Here is an 18,423-nt window from a genome sequence, read left to right as displayed (position 1 = left end):
GAACTCATTTAATCTTTTTGGATTTAAGCGAAAATTAATCATTTTCACAACCATTTAAAGGCTTTTTAGAGTTGCATAGCATCGTTACGGAACGAGAAAAAGACAAAAAATGGGTGCAAAAGGACATTTTTTTAGCAAATTGAAAAAGTTTAAACGAGTTCTATGAGGGAAGTTGCATTTATTAAGCAAAATAAGGAAAAATGGTTGAGTTTTGAAAAAGCAATCGTTAATAATGATTTTAATGATCCCGACGAACTAGCCTCGCAATACATTCATGTCATAAACGACTTGGCTTATGCACAAACCTATTACCCTAAAAGCAAGGTTATTGCATATTTAAATCAGTTATCTGCAAACGCCTACCAAAAAATTTATAAAACTAAAAGTACAGACACCAATAGAATTATTTCTTTTTGGAAAACCGAAGTGCCTTTAATTTGTTACCAATACAGAAAGTATATTTACATTGCTTTTATAATCTTTTCAGCTTTTACTTTTATTGGTGCAATTTCTGCTGCCAATGATGGCGAATTTGTGCGGTCAGTTTTAGGCGACGATTATGTAAACATGTCCATAGAAAACATTGAAGCCGGAGATCCCGTAGCCGTTTATAAAAGTGGCAGCAATTGGGGAAGCTTTATTGGAATAACTATTAATAATTTAAAAGTGGGCATTATCGCTTTTGTTCTAGGTGTGTTTTTAGGTATTGGTACACTTTACATAATGTTTAACAACTGTATTATGTTAGGCTCTTTTCAATATTTCTTTTATGAAAAAGGTGTGTTTTGGGAAAGTGTACGCGGAATTTGGATACATGGCGCTATGGAAATTTTCGCGATAGTTATTGAGTGTGCCGCTGGTTTAATATTAGGTGCAAGTATATTGTTTCCTGCAACACATTCTAGATACACATCGTTTAAAATAGGCGCTAAAACAGGTATTAAAATTTTAATAAGCACGTTTCCATTCACTTTTGCAGCTGGTTTTTTAGAAGGTTTTATTACACGCTATTCTAACATTATGCCACATTGGTTATCGGTTTTTATCATCTTAATTACGCTTAGTATTATAAGTTATTATTATTTGATTTACCCTTTTAAAATTCAAAAACAAATTACACAAATCCCAAATTTAAGTCCGGCGCATATTTGAAAACGAAACACCTACATATATCCTTTTTGCTTTTAATAATGCTTTGTAGCGCTCAGCTATCTTTTGGCTTAGATGCATTTCAAAATCCTGAAAATATCAGAACGTTTGATGACGATTTTAAAGAACGCTATAACAGTAATAAATATAATTATGAAGGCACAGAAATAATTTCAGAAACACCTGCTGGTTCTGGCAAATATGAAGATTATAAAAAAGAAAAGATAAGCAGAAAAGAACGTGACAACTCAGATACGTTGAGTATTAATTTAGGCCCATTTGCTTGGGTATTTTATATCGCCATTGCATTTGCAGTAGTCTTTTTAGTTTACGCGTTATTTAACGAAGGTGGCACTAATTTATTCACTTCAAACAGAAATAAAGCGATTACCAATTATGAAGAAATTACCGCCGCAAATATCGAAAACGCAGATATACACACCTTAATAAAAAATGCCGAAAAGGATAATAACTACAGACTCGCCATTCGTTATTATTATCTGCTCGTTTTAAAAACCTTAAGCTTAAAAAACCATATAAAATTTGAAGATGACAAAACCAATAATGAGTATCTAGATGAAGTAAGTAGTAAGCCCTTTAGTAAAGATTTTGCATACACATCTTATCTCTACAATTACATCTGGTATGGTGAATTCCCTTTAAACATTGAGAAGTACAACAAAGCGAAACATAATTTTTCAAGCTTTTTAAAACAGGTGAAATAATGAAGAAAATACTACCTGTACTAATCATTCTTATTGCGCTAATTGTAACAGCTTCTGTAATTATTGGGGTTAAACGAACCAGAACTGTTGATTGGGAAGAATCTTTTGATGAAAAAAGCAACAAACCTTATGGGGTTAGTGTGCTTTACAAAGAATTACCAAAGCTTTTTAAAGATTATAAAATTAGAACGGTTTATCATTTACCTTCAAGTTATTTAAGCGCCAATTCTGAAGATGGCTATGGCGAACATGTCGCCGAAGGCAGTTATGTTATCATTGGGAATTCAGATTATTTAGAAGATGAATCTATTGATGAACTACTTAGTTTTGTTGATGCCGGAAACACGTTATTTATTTCAGATTATTATTTCCCGCAGAAATTACACGACACCTTAGATGTAAGTGTTGATTATATTGAAAATGAAAAAGATAGTATTTCATACTTATCATTAAAACACGTTAACATTGACAACATGATGCTTGATAGAAATGCGAGCGATCAATATTTTTCAGAATTTGATTCCATTAAGCATACGGTTTTGGGGCATTCAAAAATTGATTATAAACATGTCAACTTTTTACAAGTCCCGTTTGGTAATGGTAATGTATTTCTTCATCTAGAACCAAAAGCATTCACCAATTACCATATTTTAAAAGAAGATAGATATAAATACATTGAAGGCGCGTTATCTTATTTGCCAGATAACGATGTATATTTTGACTCCTATACCAAAATACAAACAGGTTATGATGGTGATGTTGAAAAGGAATCTAATTTAGGCTGGTTTCTTGAACAATTATCTTTTAAATGGGCTTGGTTTACTGCTATAGTTTTCGGTATACTGTTTATGATTTTTAACGCCAAGCGCAGACAACGTATAATTAGAATTATAAAACCATTACAAAACACTACTGTTGCTTTTGTTAAAACAGTATCCAACTTATATTTTGATACTAAAGACCACAAAAATCTTATTAATAAAAAAATAGCTTACTTTTTAGAAAAAATACGGAGTGATTTAAACATAAATACCTCAACCTTAGATGACGAATTCATCGAAAAACTAGCTACAAAAACGGGGAAGAAAACCGAGGATGTAAAAAAGCTGGTGAATTACATTAATTTAATGAAATCGAAAAATGAGTTTACTGAAGGCAACCTCATAACACTCAACAAACAAATAGAAGCATTTTATTCAAAATAATTATGAACGAAAACAACGAAGAAAAAGCACAAGAAGACTTTTTACCAAAACAAGAAGATGTTGTAGCATCAATTGATGATAGCGCTTTAAACGATTCTAACAATTTAAAATTTAAAAACCGATTAGATTTATCTGAACTGCAAGAGAGTGTTCAAAAAATAAAGCAAGAATTAGGCAAAGTTATTGTTGGTCAAAAAGACATGGTAGACATGCTTATTGCATCGCTTTTGGCCAAAGGACATTCGCTTATAGAAGGTGTTCCTGGAGTCGCAAAAACCATTACAGCAAAGCTTTTAGCAAAGTCGTTAAGTGTAGATTTTAGTAGAATACAATTCACCCCAGATTTAATGCCTAGTGATATTTTAGGAACTTCAGTTTTCAACCTTAAAGATTCCGAATTTGAGTTTAAAAAAGGACCCATTTTCTCAAACATGATTCTTATTGATGAAATTAATAGAGCGCCAGCAAAAACCCAAGCTGCTTTGTTTGAGGTTATGGAAGAACAGCAAATCACTATTGATGGCAATAAGTATTTATTAGACTCTCCTTTTATGGTTTTAGCAACTCAAAACCCTGTAGAACAAGAAGGAACCTATAGATTACCAGAAGCGCAACTAGATAGATTCTTATTTAAAATAGATGTTGATTATCCTAATTTAGAAGAAGAGATAGAAATTTTATCTAGAGAACACGTGTTGCAAGACAAGTCTAAAACAGATGAAGTTAAATCCTTTTTAACCGCAAAACAAATTGCTGAATATCAAAATTTAGTCGCTCAAGTTTTAGTTGAGGAACATTTACTAAAATACATCGCGCAACTCATTATCGCCACAAGAAGTAATCAGTTCTTGTATTTAGGAGCATCGCCTAGAGCATCTATTGCGATATTAAAATCGAGTAAAGCGTTTGCTGCTATGAGTGGGCGAGATTTTGTAACACCGGAAGATATTAAACGTGCCGCAATCCCTGTTTTACACCATAGGGTTATTGTAACACCAGAACGTGAAATGGAAGGTGTTTCTAGTAAACAAATTATTACACAAATTATTGAAACAGTAGAAATACCAAGGTAAAAAGTAGGCAGTAATCAGTATACAGTAGGCAGTCAACAACTAACAACTAACAACTAACAACTAACAACTAACAAAATTTGAAATTCTTTAAACCCTTCTACATACAACCCCGTTTTTTCTATGCTGGCATTGGCATTGTAGTTTTGTTTGCACTAAGTTATTTCATTCCTGTGTTGTTTAATGTGGCACAGCTTTCCATTTTAGTTTTAATACTGCTTTTTATTTTAGATTTTCTTATTGTTTTCATAGGAAAAAATAAAATTGAAGCCACTAGAATACTACCAGATAAATTTTCAAACGGAGATAAAAATCAAATAGAAATAAAGATTACAAATAAGTACCCTATTTTAATTTCGGTAGAAGTTATAGATGAAGTGCCAGAACAATTTCAAATAAGAGATTTTAAGATAAAAGAATCTATAGTCTCTCGTAAAACGAGATCCATCAAATATGATTTAAAACCAACTGAACGTGGCGAATATTATTTTGGAAATTTAAATATTTATGCATCATCGGTTTTAAACATTGTTGCCAAACGATTCACTTTCGAAAGTGGCGCTATGGTGCCAACCTACCCGAGTTTTAAACAACTTAAAAAGTTTGAACTTTTAAACATAAACAAAAACTCCTTAGAATACGGGCTAAAAAAAGTGCGTCGTCTTGGGCATTCCATGGAATTTGAGCAAATAAAAGACTATGTTTTAGGTGACGATTTACGCACCATAAATTGGAAAGCCACAGCAAAGAAGAACCAGTTGATGGTTAATCAATTTCAAGATGAAAAATCGCAACCTGTATATTCTATTATAGACAAAGGCCGCATCATGAAAATGCCTTTTAACGGCTTAAGCCTTTTAGATTATGCTATTAATGCTTCACTTGTAATAAGTAATGTGGTCTTAAAAAAACATGATAAAGCCGGTATGCTTTCATTCTCAAAACGGATTAATAATGTTGTAGTTGCAGAAAGACGCAGTTCGCAAATGCAATTAATTCTTGAAGCACTTTATAATGTAAAAACAGATTTTTTTGAGAGCGATTTTAGTAGACTTTATGCCAGTATAAAAAGACACATTACCCAACGGAGTCTTATTTTAATGTATACCAATTTTGAAACTTTAGATGGTTTGGAGCGCCAACTCCCCTATTTAAAAGCCATTTCTAAAAGCCATATGCTTGTTGTAATCTTTTTTAAAAATACAGAACTTAACAGCTTAATTAACAATAAAGCAGAAACTATAGAGCAAGTTTACGACAAAGTGATTGCAGAGAAATTCGCTTTCGAGAAACGTCTTATTGTTAATGAGTTAAAAAAGTACGGTATACACTCTATTCTTACAACACCAGAGCATTTAACAATAGACACCATAAATAAATATCTAGAAATTAAGGCTAGAGGTTTGCTTTAATAGTATTTAATCGTACTGCCGTTTATTAAACCAGTTTCCTATAAAATTTAAGTTTATAGTGATTTTATGAAAGTTTTCTTCAACTAAACCCTTATTTAAAGTTCCTTCTCTTCCATAAGAATAAGATATATTAAGTTTTGCTCTGTTAGACAGAGGTAAACCTAAACCAACCGAAGCAAAGTAACTATCTATTTTTTGGTTACTTATGTTTAAAAACCCTGTATTGTAATTTAAACCAAACCTATATTTAACTAAACTCCAATATTTATTATTACGCCCACCAGGTAAATACTCTGCTCCAAAAGCGTAGATATCTTGATTCGTGTAGCGTTCGTTGTTTTGGGATTGGTCTGTATTATCCCAATATAATTTTGTAAAATCAAAGCTTGTAGTTACTTTGTTATTTAATTTTGTAGTGACTCCAAAGCCAAGATATAGCGGCAATCCGAAAACACCGCCAATGCCATAGTTATTCTAGTAGATTTAATGCGGTATATGATTTATGAAGCAAACAAAGATTTAGTGCCACTAGAAAAAGAAGTCGATTATATAAGAAACTACATGTCCTTGCAGTTACTACGCTTAAAAGACTCAAGCAACGTAAAAATTAACATTCACGGTAATTTAAACTTTAGTATCGAGCCTTTACTACTTATATCCTTTATAGCCTCTATAAACCAAATACATTCGGTACAACGAAACAGAATAATTATAGACGATAAACGCATCCCTATAGGCTTTAGCTATAAAAATGAATTTATTAAAAAAATTGACTGTTAGAAAAGTATTTTAATTTGGGCGTTACCACAAGGGTCGGGCTTTACGTTACAATCTTTTTCTCGTACCTCAAAAAAGGATTTCCTCTGCAATCCCTAACGCGGGTGTCTGCATAGTTGGGTTTTAAATTGAGAGGTTGAGGTTTTTTGGAGGGGTTCGTTTAACGTAAAGATAAAGTTCCGTTTCAATGAACTTTATCGATTGTTAAACGACTTAAGTTTATCTTTAATAAATTTAAGTATTAATCAGAAAGAACAAAAGAGAAGAATAAGATTAAGTTAAACGGTGAGACTTTGATCTCGATAGCTTTGATAATCCCTTCTCTTTTACTACTTAAACTTCGTTCAGTTCTGTGAGACCTAGATCTCGATTTTAAGTTGTTGAAATGTAAGTAGCTTCTGTTCTTTCCAAAACACAATTCTTATGAATAAAGATAAAAAAATTTATGGCATAGACATTAGTAAAAGTGTTTTTGATGTTTATTTTAAAGCAGACGGATACGTTCAATTTAAGAATGAAGAAAAAGGCTTTAAAAAACTATTAAAGATTTTATCCAAAGAAGCCTTAGTGGTAATGGAAGCTACGGGTTATTATCATTACCGTTTAGCACAATTTTTACATCATCAAGGTGTATTGGTTTCAGTAGTTAACCCTTTGTCTGTAAAACGTTTTATACAGATGAAGTTAGCAAAAATAAAGACAGATAAAAGCGATGCTCGCTATATTTTTGACTATGCGACAATTAATGAAGTCCCCCTTTATAATGCCTTAACGGATGTGCAGAGTGAGTGTTTGCAGTTATATCAATTATTGGATATTTATGTAAAACAGAGTACATCAACAAAGAATAAAATTCATGGAGAAAAAGTTTTAGGTATTCCATCCAAGACTGTTTATAAATCACTAAACAGAAACTTAAAGCATTTACAAAAAGAGATTCAAGTTATAGAAACTAGACTTTTGGAATTGGTAAAGCAAGAACAGCAAGAACAATTAACATTACTACAAACCATACCAGGTATTGGTCTTAAAACGGCTTTGTTTTTAGTGGTTGTCACAAATGGGTTTAGTAAATTTGAAACAGCTTCTCAATTATGCAGTTATGCTGGTATAACACCAATTATAAGGCAATCTGGAAGTAGTGTTAGGGGGAAAAGTAGGATAAGTAAAGTAGGAAATAAAAAACTTAGAAGGTTGTTGTTTTTATCAGCATTTTCAGCATGTAGATACAATAAAGCATGTAAAGCAATTTTTGACAGACTGGTTTTAAAAGGAAAAAGTAAAAAACTAGCAATGATAGCGGTTGCTAACAAATTATTAAAACAAGCTTTTGCAATAGCAAAGAGTGGTTTGCCTTATGATAGTAATTTTGTTTCAAAATTATCTTAAAACTATTTGGTTTTTAACTCAGTTCTTAGGTAGCTGAATTTTTTTACAAAGTCAAGTAATACACTAAACCGATATTAAATTTCTTAAGAGAAATATAATTATATTGATTTCTGCATATTACCAGCTCATTTTTTAAATAAAATACAACTCATCATTAAAAACGTACAACTCAGTAACAACAATTATGGAAAACTGGTTTAGTGTTAGATATTTGAAGTGTAAAACAAATAAAACCATACATCATGAAGACACTTACTTTAATTATCGCACTAGTATTATCAATTAACTTTAGTAATGCACAAGACAGCAAAACAGGAAAAGATATAACTGTAACTATAGAAAACATAACAAATAATAATGGCAAAGTTATTTTAGGGCTTCACACAGAAGATACTTTTATGAAAGGGCAAGGCATTAAAACTGCAGAAGCTAATATTGTTGATGGAAAAATAACCGTAACTTTTAAAAATATAGAAGCTGGAACTTATGCGATTATGGCATTACATGATGAAAACGAAAATAAAAGAATGGATTATCAAGATAGTGGCATGCCTAAAGAGTCTTATGGCATGTCTAATAACCCAATGAGTTTTGGGCCTCCACAGTTTGCTGCTGCCAAATTTGAATTAAAAAATGAAAATTTAGATTTAAAAATCATATTCTAAAAACGACTTATAAACACAAAAAGCGACCTCAAACAAGGTCGCTTTATAAATTAATTTTAGTGTGTAAATTGTAAAAAACTAATTTAGTTTAAGTTAAGACGTATTAACTTAACCAAGCTTTCATCATCCACACCGTTTTTTCTTGTTCAGTAATAAAATCACTCATTAAAGAATTTGTTCCTTCATCATTAGCATCTCCAGATTTATCTAAAATCTGTCTTTCAATTTTTAATAATTCAGAAAGCGAATCCACAATTAACTCAACAGCTTTTTCATCTTCAGATACATTTTTACCAACTGGTACTTGCGCTTGAGCAGAATAATCTTCGAAGGTATGTAAAGGTGTTTCTCCTAAAGTTAAAATACGTTCGGCAATTTCATCTACTTTCAAATTAGCATCTGTATAAAGCTCTTCAAATTTTACATGTAAATCAAAAAAGCGTTTTCCTTTAATATTCCAATGTATTCCTCTTAAATTCTGGTAATATATTTGAAAATTAGCCAATAGATTATTTAAATCGTTTGCTACATCTTGTGTCTTGTTGGTGTCTAAACCAATACTATTTAATAGTGTCATATTGTTGTTTTTTATTACTACAAATTTAATTTATAATTAATGATAATTTCTATAAGTTTTATTGATAGTTTTTATATTTTTATAGCCTAAATTGATAACCATGACTATTACCCAATTATATTATGTATTAGCTGTTGCTGAAAACCAAAATTTCACTAAAGCTGCTGCAAAATGCTTCGTAACACAACCTACGTTAAGTATGCAAATTCAAAAACTTGAAGACCAATTAGATGTTCAAATATTTGATAGAAGCAAAAAACCAATTGAACTTACAGAGGTTGGTAAAAAAATAGTAACACAAGCCAGAAATATTGTTAACGAATCTTATCGTATACAAGATATTGTAGACCAACAAAAAGGCTTTATTGGTGGTGAATTTAAACTTGGTATTATACCAACCGTAATGCCAACTTTACTTCCTATGTTTTTAAAGAGTTTTATAAAAAAGCATCCTAAAGTAAAGCTTAAAATAGAAGAATTAACTACAGATGAGATTATAGCTAGAATTAAAGATGGGCATTTAGATGCTGCCATTGCTGCAACACCTTTAGAAGATGAAACCATCAAAGAACGTGTGCTTTATTTCGAACCTTTTGTTAGCTATATTCCTAAAGGGCATCGATTACATTCAAACAAAAAAATTGATGTATCAGATTTAGACATTAGTGATATGCTTCTTCTTGAAGATGGGCATTGTTTTAGAGATGGTGTAATTAATCTTTGTAAAGTATTCAAAGATCATTCTGACGATCAATTTCAATTAGAAAGCGGAAGTATTGAAACACTTATAAAACTCTCTAACGAAGGCTTAGGCATGACGCTCCTTCCTTATTTACACACACTAGATATTAACGAGAAAGAGAAAGCAAACCTACATTTCTTTAACGAACCATCGCCAGCTAGAGAAGTGAGTATTATTTATCATAAAAGCGAACTAAAAATGCAAATTGTAGAAGCTCTGCAAGATGTAATTTCGGGAATAATACGAGGTGCTATTGCGTTCCAGAATGTGAAAATCGTAAGCCCTTTACCAAATAAATAAAAGACTAATTACATTTTCTACAAGGCAAAATTAACATAAAGGGAAAATCTATTTTTAGACTCTACATTACCGCCAAATAAGTTTTGCGATATGGGTAAAGTATAATTTATCCCAAAAATGAATTTTTCAAGAGCAAGCTCAGAACCTAGGGTGGCATTTAAAATATTGCCATCGGTATCTGCAAGCGTTTCGTCATATTGTTTTATTTTATCATAAACATCACCTGAAAGACCAAAAAACGGCATGATGTTATACGTGTCTTTTGAAATGGCAGTAAAAAAGTTAGCAGAGTAACTAAACTGATTTCCAAACTGGTAATTATTTTTGTTTTCACCTTTAACATAGTAAGTCATTAAAGTATTTAACCCAAACTTGTTAGATCCGTAATTATAACCAACAGACAATACTCCATCAAAACTACCTGTTCCTACTTGAAAACCAGGGTTTACACTTTCTGTGAGCGCCTCTTCAAACTTACCTGATGGTAATTTAACACCCAACCCAAATTGTATAGAATGTCCAGATGGTAGGCGTTCTGTATTAAACGTTAAAGAATCACTTTCTTTTTTATAAAAGTTTAATTTATACCAACCAATAGCACTAGCATCTCCTATACCATTAAGATTCTCGGTATTTGCATTTACTCGTTTTCTGCTTAAATCTTGATATGGCACATTTAAACTCACATAAAAAGACTCATTAATTGGTAATTGCGCCCATAATTGGTAGGTATTAAACGTCTCTTTACTAATAGGAGAATCACTAAAAATACCATCTTTAGATTCAAAATTTTGATAGATATAACGCAACCCAACAAAATTAGCATTACTTAAGGTACCAAAGCCAAAACTACCGCTACTGGTAGAGCAACCGCATAAATCGCAGGCTGGACTTAAAGCGTGATAAAAATGAGTTTCACATGGAGGCTCATTGTTATGCGCATTCAAATTGAATACCAACATGGTTATAAACAAACATAACAAGGCTCTTTTATTAAAATTCTGAAAATCTTTCATCTGTTAAAAACTCATTATCTGTTAGTGTTTTAAGAAATACAATTAGTGATTCCTTTTCATAATCTGAAAGTGTAATACCAAGCGAACCATCTGCTTTTTCAAAAACAGGATCTACAATACCTCCGTTTTCAACTAAACCTGAACTATAAAAATCTAATACCGCTTCTAAAGTTAAAAAACGCCCATCGTGCATGTACGGATTTGATTTTTCAATATTCCTTAAACTTGGTACTTTAAACTTGTATAAATCATCGAGGTTTTCGAAAATATCGTAACGGCCTTTATCATCTAACCTAGGATTTACAGGCAATCCGTTGTTTCTGTAACTTTGGTCTGTAAACAAATCGGTTGCATGGCAAGAAGCACATTTATTTTTAAAAGTTTCTAAACCGTCAAATTCGGTTTCCGTAAATGTTACATCGTCTTCATTTCTAACATATTTATCATATTTAGAGTTTGAAGACACCATCATAATCATGAATTGAGATAAGGCTTTTAACATATTCTCGCTGTTAATTGCTCCATCTTCAAATGCTTTTGCAAATTGATCTTGATAATAACTATCTGCACTTAATTTAGAAAGCACATTACTTAAAGTCTCCCCCATTTCAACTTCGCTTGTTAAAGGTATAATGGGTTGCAAGTCTAAATGTGTAGATGCACCATCCCACATAAATTCAGATTGATATGCTAAATTCTGAATAGGTTGTGCATTTCTTGTTCCAACACCACCATTTAAACCATGACTTACCGTATGTTCATGATGTGTAAAAGCAAAAGCTTGTTCATGACAAAAAGCACAAGGTATAGCATCGTTAGCCGATAATTTGCCTTCGTAAAAAAGCTTTTTACCAAGTTCAAAACCTGCTTCTGTTACTTGGTTATTTTCTAGATTATAAACTATTTCTGGAAAATTAGATGGCATATCAACCTCTAAAAGAACAGGTACATAACCATCATCTTGAGATGATTCTGAACAAGAACAGATTATTAAAATTAGTAAAACTAAAATTCCGTTTTTCATAATAAAAGTAAATCTATTAGATGCTAAAAAGCACCTAATAGATTTGAATTAAATTTAGTCATTATGTACATGGTGCACAGAAAACATTGAAGCTACATTGGTTGCAATAACTGGAGTTTCAACGGCATCAACATGTACTTGATCATATCCATCGGTAAAGCTTACAGATGTTACACCATCAAAAGCCATCATAATATCTGCTTTTATATGTATTTCTGGAGTTTTGTCTTCTCTAACCAAAACCTCGTTTGGTAAACTTAACGTCGTTTCTTTATAATTATCTAGAGATGTTCCTACACTTCCCATATGAAGATTTAAACCTTCGTCTGTTACTGTACTAGTAGAATATGTTCCGTCAAATCTTATAAATTTATAACCAGACGCCCATGACCAAAGCATACCCTCATCTTGTGCTTCGGTTAAAAAATCTCCCTGACCATCTGCTCCTAAGGCAAACCTTTCTTGATCGATACCAATCCCGAAAGTTATTGCGGTGTAGTTTGCAGCATCAATATCATTTAATGTTACCCAGATTTCACCTGCAGTATTACCGTCTGCTTCATTAACTATAAAAACATTACTATCTGAAGGGTACATAAATGTGTTTCCTTCATTATCCGTTAATCTAATATTACTAACTATATATTTTAATGTTTCAAGTTTAAATGACTCGTCGTTAGACTTATCGTAAGATGTTCCAAATATGAAGTCTTGGTCACCAACGCCATTATCGAATTTAAGAACTATATCTCCCGTTTGACCTGTTAAATCTTCTGTACTATCATCTGAAGAACAAGATGTAATCGCTGCGCATACTAATAGCGCAAATGTAAATTTTATTAATTTCATTTGTTTGTATAATTTCCACACATGAAATAGCACCATTTAATGATGTATCATGCATTAATAATTGTAAAATAATTTTTGATTTTTAAAAGCTTGGTTGCTTATAATTGGAGCACTAAATTAGGCGATAGGCGGTTTGAAACACTCATAATTAAAAGTATAAGTATACCCTTTTAAATAACGTTTATTTACGTTTTTATTTAAATGAAGTTGATTTTTAAATAAATTTAAATTCGCAGGTTTTTCAATAAACACTAGAGAAAATAATTCTATTGGAATTATTGAAGTACTATTCTCTTCTTGAGGATTGGTATCTGCTTGTAACTGTTTCGCTAAGTGGCATTTTCCATTACAGGCTAATTCAACTTTTTCTTTGTTTTCACAAAAAGTCTCAGTTATATATTCTGTATTCAATTGATAGTAAGTCAAAAAGCACAAATTATATACAGGCTTTACAATAAAAGCTAGTAAAAGAATATATATATAAAGTCTCTTCAATATAAAAATATAAGCTTCAAAGATAATTAACTTAAGAAGTTATTCAACCAAACATGGGTATTTTATTCTAAAAAAGCGACCCGTGGGTCGCTTTTTTTTATGGTTTTAAATAAATTAAACATCGATTTAACTCGGGGTTTTGCTGTACAAGAGAATGAATAAATATTTTAAGCTCTTCAATCTCATAAGGCAGTAATCGGTCTAGTGCCTTTTGTACTTCTTTGCAAAACAACATTGTATCAAAACTCACTTTATTAAGCACAGTTTTGGTATACTCTAGCATTGCTCTAGCCATGTTTCTTTTTAAGGTTTTAGGTTTGTATAAATAGTAGATTTGTATAATAGGCTTCTTTATTAGAACTATAAATTTAATCAAAAATTATTCAATTCTAATATTTTATAGTTTAATTAACATTTAAAATCGATTATCTCCATCCAATAAATCGCCTAAACCACCAAGAATACTACCTTCACCTTTATCTTTTCCACCTGCTCTTGGAGCACTTGCTAAAACACGACCAGCTAACCTGCTAAATGGTAAAGATTGTACATATACAGTTCCAGGTCCTTGAAGTTTAGCAAAAAACAAGCCTTCGCCACCAAATACGGTATTCTTAATTCCGCCTACAAATTCGATATCATAATCTACCTTTTGGTCGAAACCAACAATACATCCGGTATCTACTCGCAACGTTTCGCCAGCTTGTAATTCTTTTTTTGCCATAGTTCCACCAGCGTGAACAAATGCCATACCATCGCCTTCTAGTTTCTGCATAATAAAACCTTCGCCGCCAAATAAACCACGTCCTAATTTTTTAGAAAACTCTATACCTACACTTACCCCTTTTGCTGCACATAAGAATGCATCTTTTTGGCATATAAACTTACCTCCAAACTCGGTTAAATCTATTGGAATTATTTTTCCTGGGTATGGTGATGCAAATGATACATTACGTTTCCCAACAAGATCGTTATAAAAAGCGGTCATGAATAAACTTTCGCCAGTTAGGATGCGTTTTCCTGCTCCTAAAATCTTGCCCATAAAGCTGGTATCTTTCTCTGAGCCATCTCCAAAAATGGTTTCCATTTTAATACCGTCGTCCATCATCATAAAACTTCCTGCTTCGGCTACAACGCCTTCTTGTGGGTCTAGTTCAATTTCTACGTATTGCATTTCTTCGCCGTAGATACGATAGTCAATTTCGTGTGCTGTCATTTTTTATGTTTTTTGTTGATTCGTTTATATGTTGATTTGTTTTGAGTTTTGTTACAAAATTTCTAAAATTCCAAATAACAAAAACTAAATTCCAAAAACTTACTCTTATGTGTTTGTTGTTGGTTGTTTGTTCTTAAGCTGTATAGAAACTAATCGACTTTACTTATTTTTTCGCGCAAAGACGCAAAGTGCAACTTGACTTTATGTTTATTGTTATAATGTTTGTTGTCTAACTGTATCTCAACTTAACGATTTTACGACAAACAACTTAACTCTTAACCTTTACACTCCACTCAAAATTAAACGTAGAAACCACTATACCTTCTTCGTTTACACCAACAGATTGCATCCATAGGGTTTGTCCTTCTCCTGTTTCGATTGCTTTTTTAAGTACCTCGTCGATAGCCTTTCCATCATGACATGAAAATTTTATTTTACCAACTGCCTTTTTTGTAAACGTAGCATTGTTTGAAGTGACTAACATTGATATGCGTTTGCCAGATTCTTGTATCTTACTTATCATTAACGCGCCCGTAGAAAACTCTGCTGCCATACCTTGTACTGCCCAAAACATAGACTTAAATGGGTTTTGGTTTATCCATTTAAACTTCACGCCTACTATACATTTTTCATTATCAATATGTTTAGTTCTTATCCCACAGAAATAAGCCGAAGGCAGCTTAAACATAGTATAAGCGTTTAGTTTTCTTGGTGTTAACATCATTATATATCTTTTAATTTTCCACTAAGTTATGAAATTATTCCGCACCACTAAATGTTAATGTTTTGTTAATTTTTAGTACTATGCGTAACAAAGTACCTTCTTTTAGACATATATTTGCATAAGAAACTATTATATGTTTTTAATCAATCAATAAAATCATGTTAGACAATCATCAAAAAAACATCGCCACTTTTATTCATTTATCTACCTTTAGTAGATTCTTTATTCCGTTTGGAAACTTTATTGGCCCTATAGTATTATGGCTTGCAAATAAAGATAAATCTGAATTTATAGATAGCAACGGAAAACAGATTATTAATTTTCAGATAAGTGTTTTTCTTTATGCCATAATTTTAGGAACCCTAACCATTCCGTTTTTTATTTTTAAAATATTTAATGGTATTGACTTTATAGATTTTAATGGGTTTGAAAGTTTTCATGTTAATATTGGGAAGCCTTCTCCTCTATTATATATTGGCGGTGCTTTGGGAGTTATTGCAGTAATTGGTTTTATTATTGAGTTGGTGCTAATAATAGTTGCCAGCTTAAAAGCTAGAGACGGACAGGTTTATAATTACCCGTTAACTATTAACTTTTTAAAATAAGCAATGACACTTATAAAGAAACATATAAATGGCTGATATACCCGCGTTAGGGATTGAACGGCATGTTTGAGCTCCCCGACGAAGGAGGGAGCGAGTAGAGAAAGCCCGACCCTTGTGGTAACGCCCAACTTCTCGATACATCCCGAAATAATTTCGGAACACTCGAAGTGACAACGTAAAAAATTTCATCAATATAACAATCAATCAAATCAATCAAAAAATGAACAGTTTCACAACATTAAAACGCTTTAGAACATGAAGATAGAAAACACAAAAGCACAGATGCGTAAAGGCGTATTGGAATTCTGCATACTCTCGGTCTTGAAAGACGAAGACGCTTATGTAGCAGAGATTCTGGGCACCTTAAAAGATGCGAAGTTGCTGGTGGTAGAAGGTACTATTTACCCTTTATTAACACGACTTAAAAACGCAGGACTTTTAAACTACAGATGGGAAGAATCGACCTCTGGACCTCCAAGAAAATATTACGGTTTAACCGAAACCGGAAAGTTATTTTTAAATGAATTGAACACCACTTGGAGTGAATTACACAATGCAGTAACGATAGTAACAAGCCAAAAAACAACAAAAAAATGAATAAAACAGTCAACATAAATTTAGCAGGTATATTTTTTCATATAGATGAGGATGCGTACTTAAAATTGCAACGCTATCTGGAGGCTATAAAACGTTCGTTTACTGACTCGCAAGGGCAGTCTGAAATTATAGCAGATATAGAAGCACGAATTGCCGAACTTTTTACAGAGCGTGTGCAAAACGATAAACAAGTTATTAGAATTAAAGAGGTAGACGAAGTTATTTCTGTAATGGGACAACCTGAAGATTACCTTGTAGATGACGAGATATTTGATGATGAACCACAACCGAATTATAGAACCAGATCTACTAAATCTAGAAAGTTATTTAGAGATACAGACAACTCTTATATTGGCGGTGTATCTTCGGGGTTATCGCATTATTTTGGTATTGATGCCATTTGGATTCGTTTAGCTTGGATCTTATTAATATTTGGAGCAGGAACTGGTATTTTACTTTATATTTTACTTTGGATTTTAGTACCCGAAGCTACTACAACTGCCGAAAAAATAATGATGACGGGAGAACCTGTTAACATTAGCAACATTGAAAAAAAAATTAAAGACGGGTTTGATACGGTTACAGAAACGGTAAGTGATGTTGCCAAAAATGTTTCGGATTCGGTTTCGAATGCTGCCAAAAATGTAGATGTAAAAAAAACGGGAAACTCCATTAAATCGTCGTCAAGATCTTTTTTTGATACTATTGGCGATATATTTATGTTTTTCTTTAAAGTGATTGCCAAATTTATAGGTGTTATACTTATAATAGTTGGTGCTGCCGCATTAATTGCTCTAGTAATAGGATTATTTTCTGTTGGAGTAGCAGACGTTATACATATTCCTGGTTTAGACTTAGTAGAAATGGCAAATGCCGGAGATACTCCAATTTGGCTTGTATCTTTATTTTCGTTTTTTGCGGTTGGAATCCCATTCTTTTTCTTGTTTTATTTAGGGTTAAAGATTTTAATTAACAATTTAAAGTCGATTGGTAATATTGCTAAATTCACACTACTTGGTTTATGGCTTATTTCCATTATAGCCTTAATTGTTTTTGGAGTTAGACAAGCTAGCGAACATGCTTTTGAAGAAAGTTATACGGTAAAAACAGAATTGCCAACAACAGCAAACGACACTTTAAATATAAAAATGGTGAGTAATGATAATTTTAATTCTGAACATTACCGTCATGATAAATTTAAACTGGCTTATAATGATAATGGTGACAAGGTTTTGTATTCTTCTGATATTGATATAATAGTAAAATCTACAACAGATTCTGTAGCTAGAATAGCAATAAGAAAAAGAGCTGATGGCAGAGATTATGAAAGAGCCATTGAACGTGCAAAAAACATAAATTATAATTTTAATCTTAAAAACAGCACCTTACTTTTAGATTCTTATTTAACCACAGACCCAAGTAATAAGTTTAGTGATCAAGAAGTAGATGTGGTGCTTTATTTACCAGAAAATACTGTTGTGTATTTTAATAATACAACAAAACACTATTTAAACTATAGAACTTACGATGGAAACATTGTTTCTAGAGATGATACCAATCACTATCTAAAAATTCTAAATGAAGATACAGAATGTTTAGACTGCCCAGAGGAAGACTTCGAAGTAAAAGTGAATACATCAAAGCTTAAAATTAATGATAATGGGATAGAAATTAACTCTGACGATGGTAACTTAAAAATAGATGAAACTGGCATTAAAGCACAATCGCACGAAGTAAGACTAAACATTAATTCTGATGGGGTTGAGATCATAGAAAATGAAAACTAACAACTCATCATTAAAATACAACAACTCAGATATTTAAATTAATCAAACAGAACCAAAAATTAGATATTTGAATTAACTATTAATCATCAAAAAACAAAA

At 32.0% G+C, this 18,423-nt stretch carries 20 protein-coding genes and 1 pseudogene; 12 read left to right on the top strand and 9 right to left on the bottom strand.

Translation table 11 applies throughout. The features are described 5' to 3' along the window. Positions 1-162 precede the first annotated feature (162 nt). The 5 genes from SJY43_RS08000 to SJY43_RS07980 all read left to right on the top strand — a co-directional run bounded on the left by SJY43_RS08000 (position 163) and on the right by SJY43_RS07980 (position 5,561). On the top strand, positions 163-1,152 hold the full coding sequence (locus SJY43_RS08000) for a stage II sporulation protein M (RefSeq protein WP_396603306.1): 990 nt from the start codon (positions 163-165) through the stop codon (positions 1,150-1,152). A 38-nt stretch (positions 1,153-1,190) separates the two neighbouring features. Then, entirely contained in the window at positions 1,191-1,874 is a 684-nt protein-coding gene (locus tag SJY43_RS07995) for a hypothetical protein (protein ID WP_396603305.1), read from the top strand. Continuing rightward, the gene (locus tag SJY43_RS07990; RefSeq protein WP_396603304.1) at positions 1,874-3,079 is read left to right on the top strand and encodes a DUF4350 domain-containing protein; all 1,206 of its coding nucleotides are present in this window, start codon (positions 1,874-1,876) and stop codon (positions 3,077-3,079) included. Before SJY43_RS07995 ends, SJY43_RS07990 begins: the two co-directional genes overlap by 1 nt. A 2-nt stretch (positions 3,080-3,081) precedes the next feature. Then, positions 3,082-4,152, top strand: a complete 1,071-nt coding sequence (locus SJY43_RS07985) for an AAA family ATPase (protein ID WP_396603303.1) — start codon at positions 3,082-3,084, stop codon at positions 4,150-4,152. A 77-nt stretch (positions 4,153-4,229) separates the two neighbouring features. Next, a complete protein-coding gene (locus tag SJY43_RS07980; RefSeq protein WP_396603302.1) occupies positions 4,230-5,561 on the top strand; it encodes a DUF58 domain-containing protein in 1,332 nt (443 codons plus the stop codon). 6 nt (positions 5,562-5,567) lie between these two features. Here SJY43_RS07980 and SJY43_RS07975 read toward each other — a convergent pair whose 3' ends face one another. Then, on the bottom strand, positions 5,568-6,005 hold the full coding sequence (locus SJY43_RS07975; RefSeq protein ID WP_396603301.1) for a hypothetical protein: 438 nt from the start codon (positions 6,003-6,005) through the stop codon (positions 5,568-5,570). A gap of 12 nt (positions 6,006-6,017) precedes the next feature. Here SJY43_RS07975 and SJY43_RS07970 point away from each other — a divergent pair. The 3 genes and pseudogenes from SJY43_RS07970 to SJY43_RS07960 form a co-directional block, all read left to right on the top strand. Beyond that, positions 6,018-6,341 (top strand): annotated as a pseudogene (locus tag SJY43_RS07970) (histidine kinase); the annotation flags it as partial. Between the two features lie 420 nt (positions 6,342-6,761). Beyond that, positions 6,762-7,727, top strand: coding sequence for an IS110 family transposase (locus SJY43_RS07965; RefSeq protein WP_396602472.1), 966 nt, complete (start codon positions 6,762-6,764; stop codon positions 7,725-7,727). 242 nt (positions 7,728-7,969) lie between these two features. Then, entirely contained in the window at positions 7,970-8,392 is a 423-nt protein-coding gene (locus SJY43_RS07960; protein WP_396603300.1) for a DUF2141 domain-containing protein, read from the top strand. Positions 8,393-8,495: 103 nt separating this feature from the next. Here the strand turns inward: SJY43_RS07960 and SJY43_RS07955 are convergent, their stop codons facing one another. Further along, positions 8,496-8,969: a Dps family protein gene (locus SJY43_RS07955; RefSeq protein ID WP_396603299.1), complete on the bottom strand. Its 474-nt coding sequence runs from the start codon at positions 8,967-8,969 to the stop codon at positions 8,496-8,498. A gap of 100 nt (positions 8,970-9,069) precedes the next feature. Between SJY43_RS07955 and SJY43_RS07950 the strand changes: the two genes are divergently transcribed. Continuing rightward, positions 9,070-10,011, top strand: a complete 942-nt coding sequence (locus SJY43_RS07950; RefSeq protein WP_396603298.1) for a hydrogen peroxide-inducible genes activator — start codon at positions 9,070-9,072, stop codon at positions 10,009-10,011. A 17-nt stretch (positions 10,012-10,028) separates the two neighbouring features. Here SJY43_RS07950 and SJY43_RS07945 read toward each other — a convergent pair whose 3' ends face one another. The 7 genes from SJY43_RS07945 to SJY43_RS07915 all read right to left on the bottom strand — a co-directional run bounded on the left by SJY43_RS07945 (position 10,029) and on the right by SJY43_RS07915 (position 15,335). Further along, positions 10,029-11,027 carry a hypothetical protein gene (locus tag SJY43_RS07945; RefSeq protein ID WP_396603297.1) on the bottom strand — a complete coding sequence of 333 codons (999 nt, stop codon included), beginning with the start codon at positions 11,025-11,027 and terminating at the stop codon, positions 10,029-10,031. Beyond that, on the bottom strand, positions 11,005-12,051 hold the full coding sequence (locus SJY43_RS07940) for a cytochrome-c peroxidase (protein WP_396603296.1): 1,047 nt from the start codon (positions 12,049-12,051) through the stop codon (positions 11,005-11,007). The genes SJY43_RS07945 and SJY43_RS07940 overlap by 23 nt, the downstream gene beginning before the upstream one ends. A 54-nt stretch (positions 12,052-12,105) precedes the next feature. Next, on the bottom strand, positions 12,106-12,900 hold the full coding sequence (locus tag SJY43_RS07935; protein ID WP_396603295.1) for an MbnP family protein: 795 nt from the start codon (positions 12,898-12,900) through the stop codon (positions 12,106-12,108). A 117-nt stretch (positions 12,901-13,017) separates the two neighbouring features. Further along, positions 13,018-13,326, bottom strand: coding sequence for a hypothetical protein (locus SJY43_RS07930; protein WP_396603294.1), 309 nt, complete (start codon positions 13,324-13,326; stop codon positions 13,018-13,020). Positions 13,327-13,492: 166 nt separating this feature from the next. After that, positions 13,493-13,690, bottom strand: a complete 198-nt coding sequence (locus SJY43_RS07925; RefSeq protein ID WP_396603399.1) for a hypothetical protein — start codon at positions 13,688-13,690, stop codon at positions 13,493-13,495. A gap of 120 nt (positions 13,691-13,810) precedes the next feature. Next, positions 13,811-14,611 (bottom strand): TIGR00266 family protein, encoded by an 801-nt coding sequence (locus SJY43_RS07920; protein ID WP_396603293.1) that lies wholly within the window; start codon positions 14,609-14,611, stop codon positions 13,811-13,813. 268 nt (positions 14,612-14,879) lie between these two features. After that, a complete protein-coding gene (locus SJY43_RS07915; protein ID WP_396603292.1) occupies positions 14,880-15,335 on the bottom strand; it encodes a DUF4442 domain-containing protein in 456 nt (151 codons plus the stop codon). 158 nt (positions 15,336-15,493) lie between these two features. Here SJY43_RS07915 and SJY43_RS07910 point away from each other — a divergent pair, with 158 nt between their 5' ends. From SJY43_RS07910 to SJY43_RS07900, 3 genes are all read left to right on the top strand, one after another. Then, positions 15,494-15,940, top strand: coding sequence for a DUF4870 domain-containing protein (locus SJY43_RS07910; RefSeq protein WP_396603291.1), 447 nt, complete (start codon positions 15,494-15,496; stop codon positions 15,938-15,940). 255 nt (positions 15,941-16,195) lie between these two features. Continuing rightward, complete coding sequence (locus SJY43_RS07905) at positions 16,196-16,537, top strand: PadR family transcriptional regulator (protein WP_396603290.1); 342 nt, start codon at positions 16,196-16,198, stop codon at positions 16,535-16,537. Next, positions 16,534-18,324, top strand: coding sequence for a PspC domain-containing protein (locus tag SJY43_RS07900; protein WP_396603289.1), 1,791 nt, complete (start codon positions 16,534-16,536; stop codon positions 18,322-18,324). Before SJY43_RS07905 ends, SJY43_RS07900 begins: the two co-directional genes overlap by 4 nt. The last annotated feature ends 99 nt before the right edge of the window (positions 18,325-18,423 follow it).

Source organism: Algibacter sp. R77976 (genome assembly GCF_044594645.1).
In the GTDB taxonomy this organism is placed as follows: Bacteria; Bacteroidota; Bacteroidia; order Flavobacteriales; family Flavobacteriaceae; genus Algibacter_B.
Note: the sequence above shows the minus strand (reverse complement) of the source record. Positions and strands in the feature narration are given on the sequence as shown.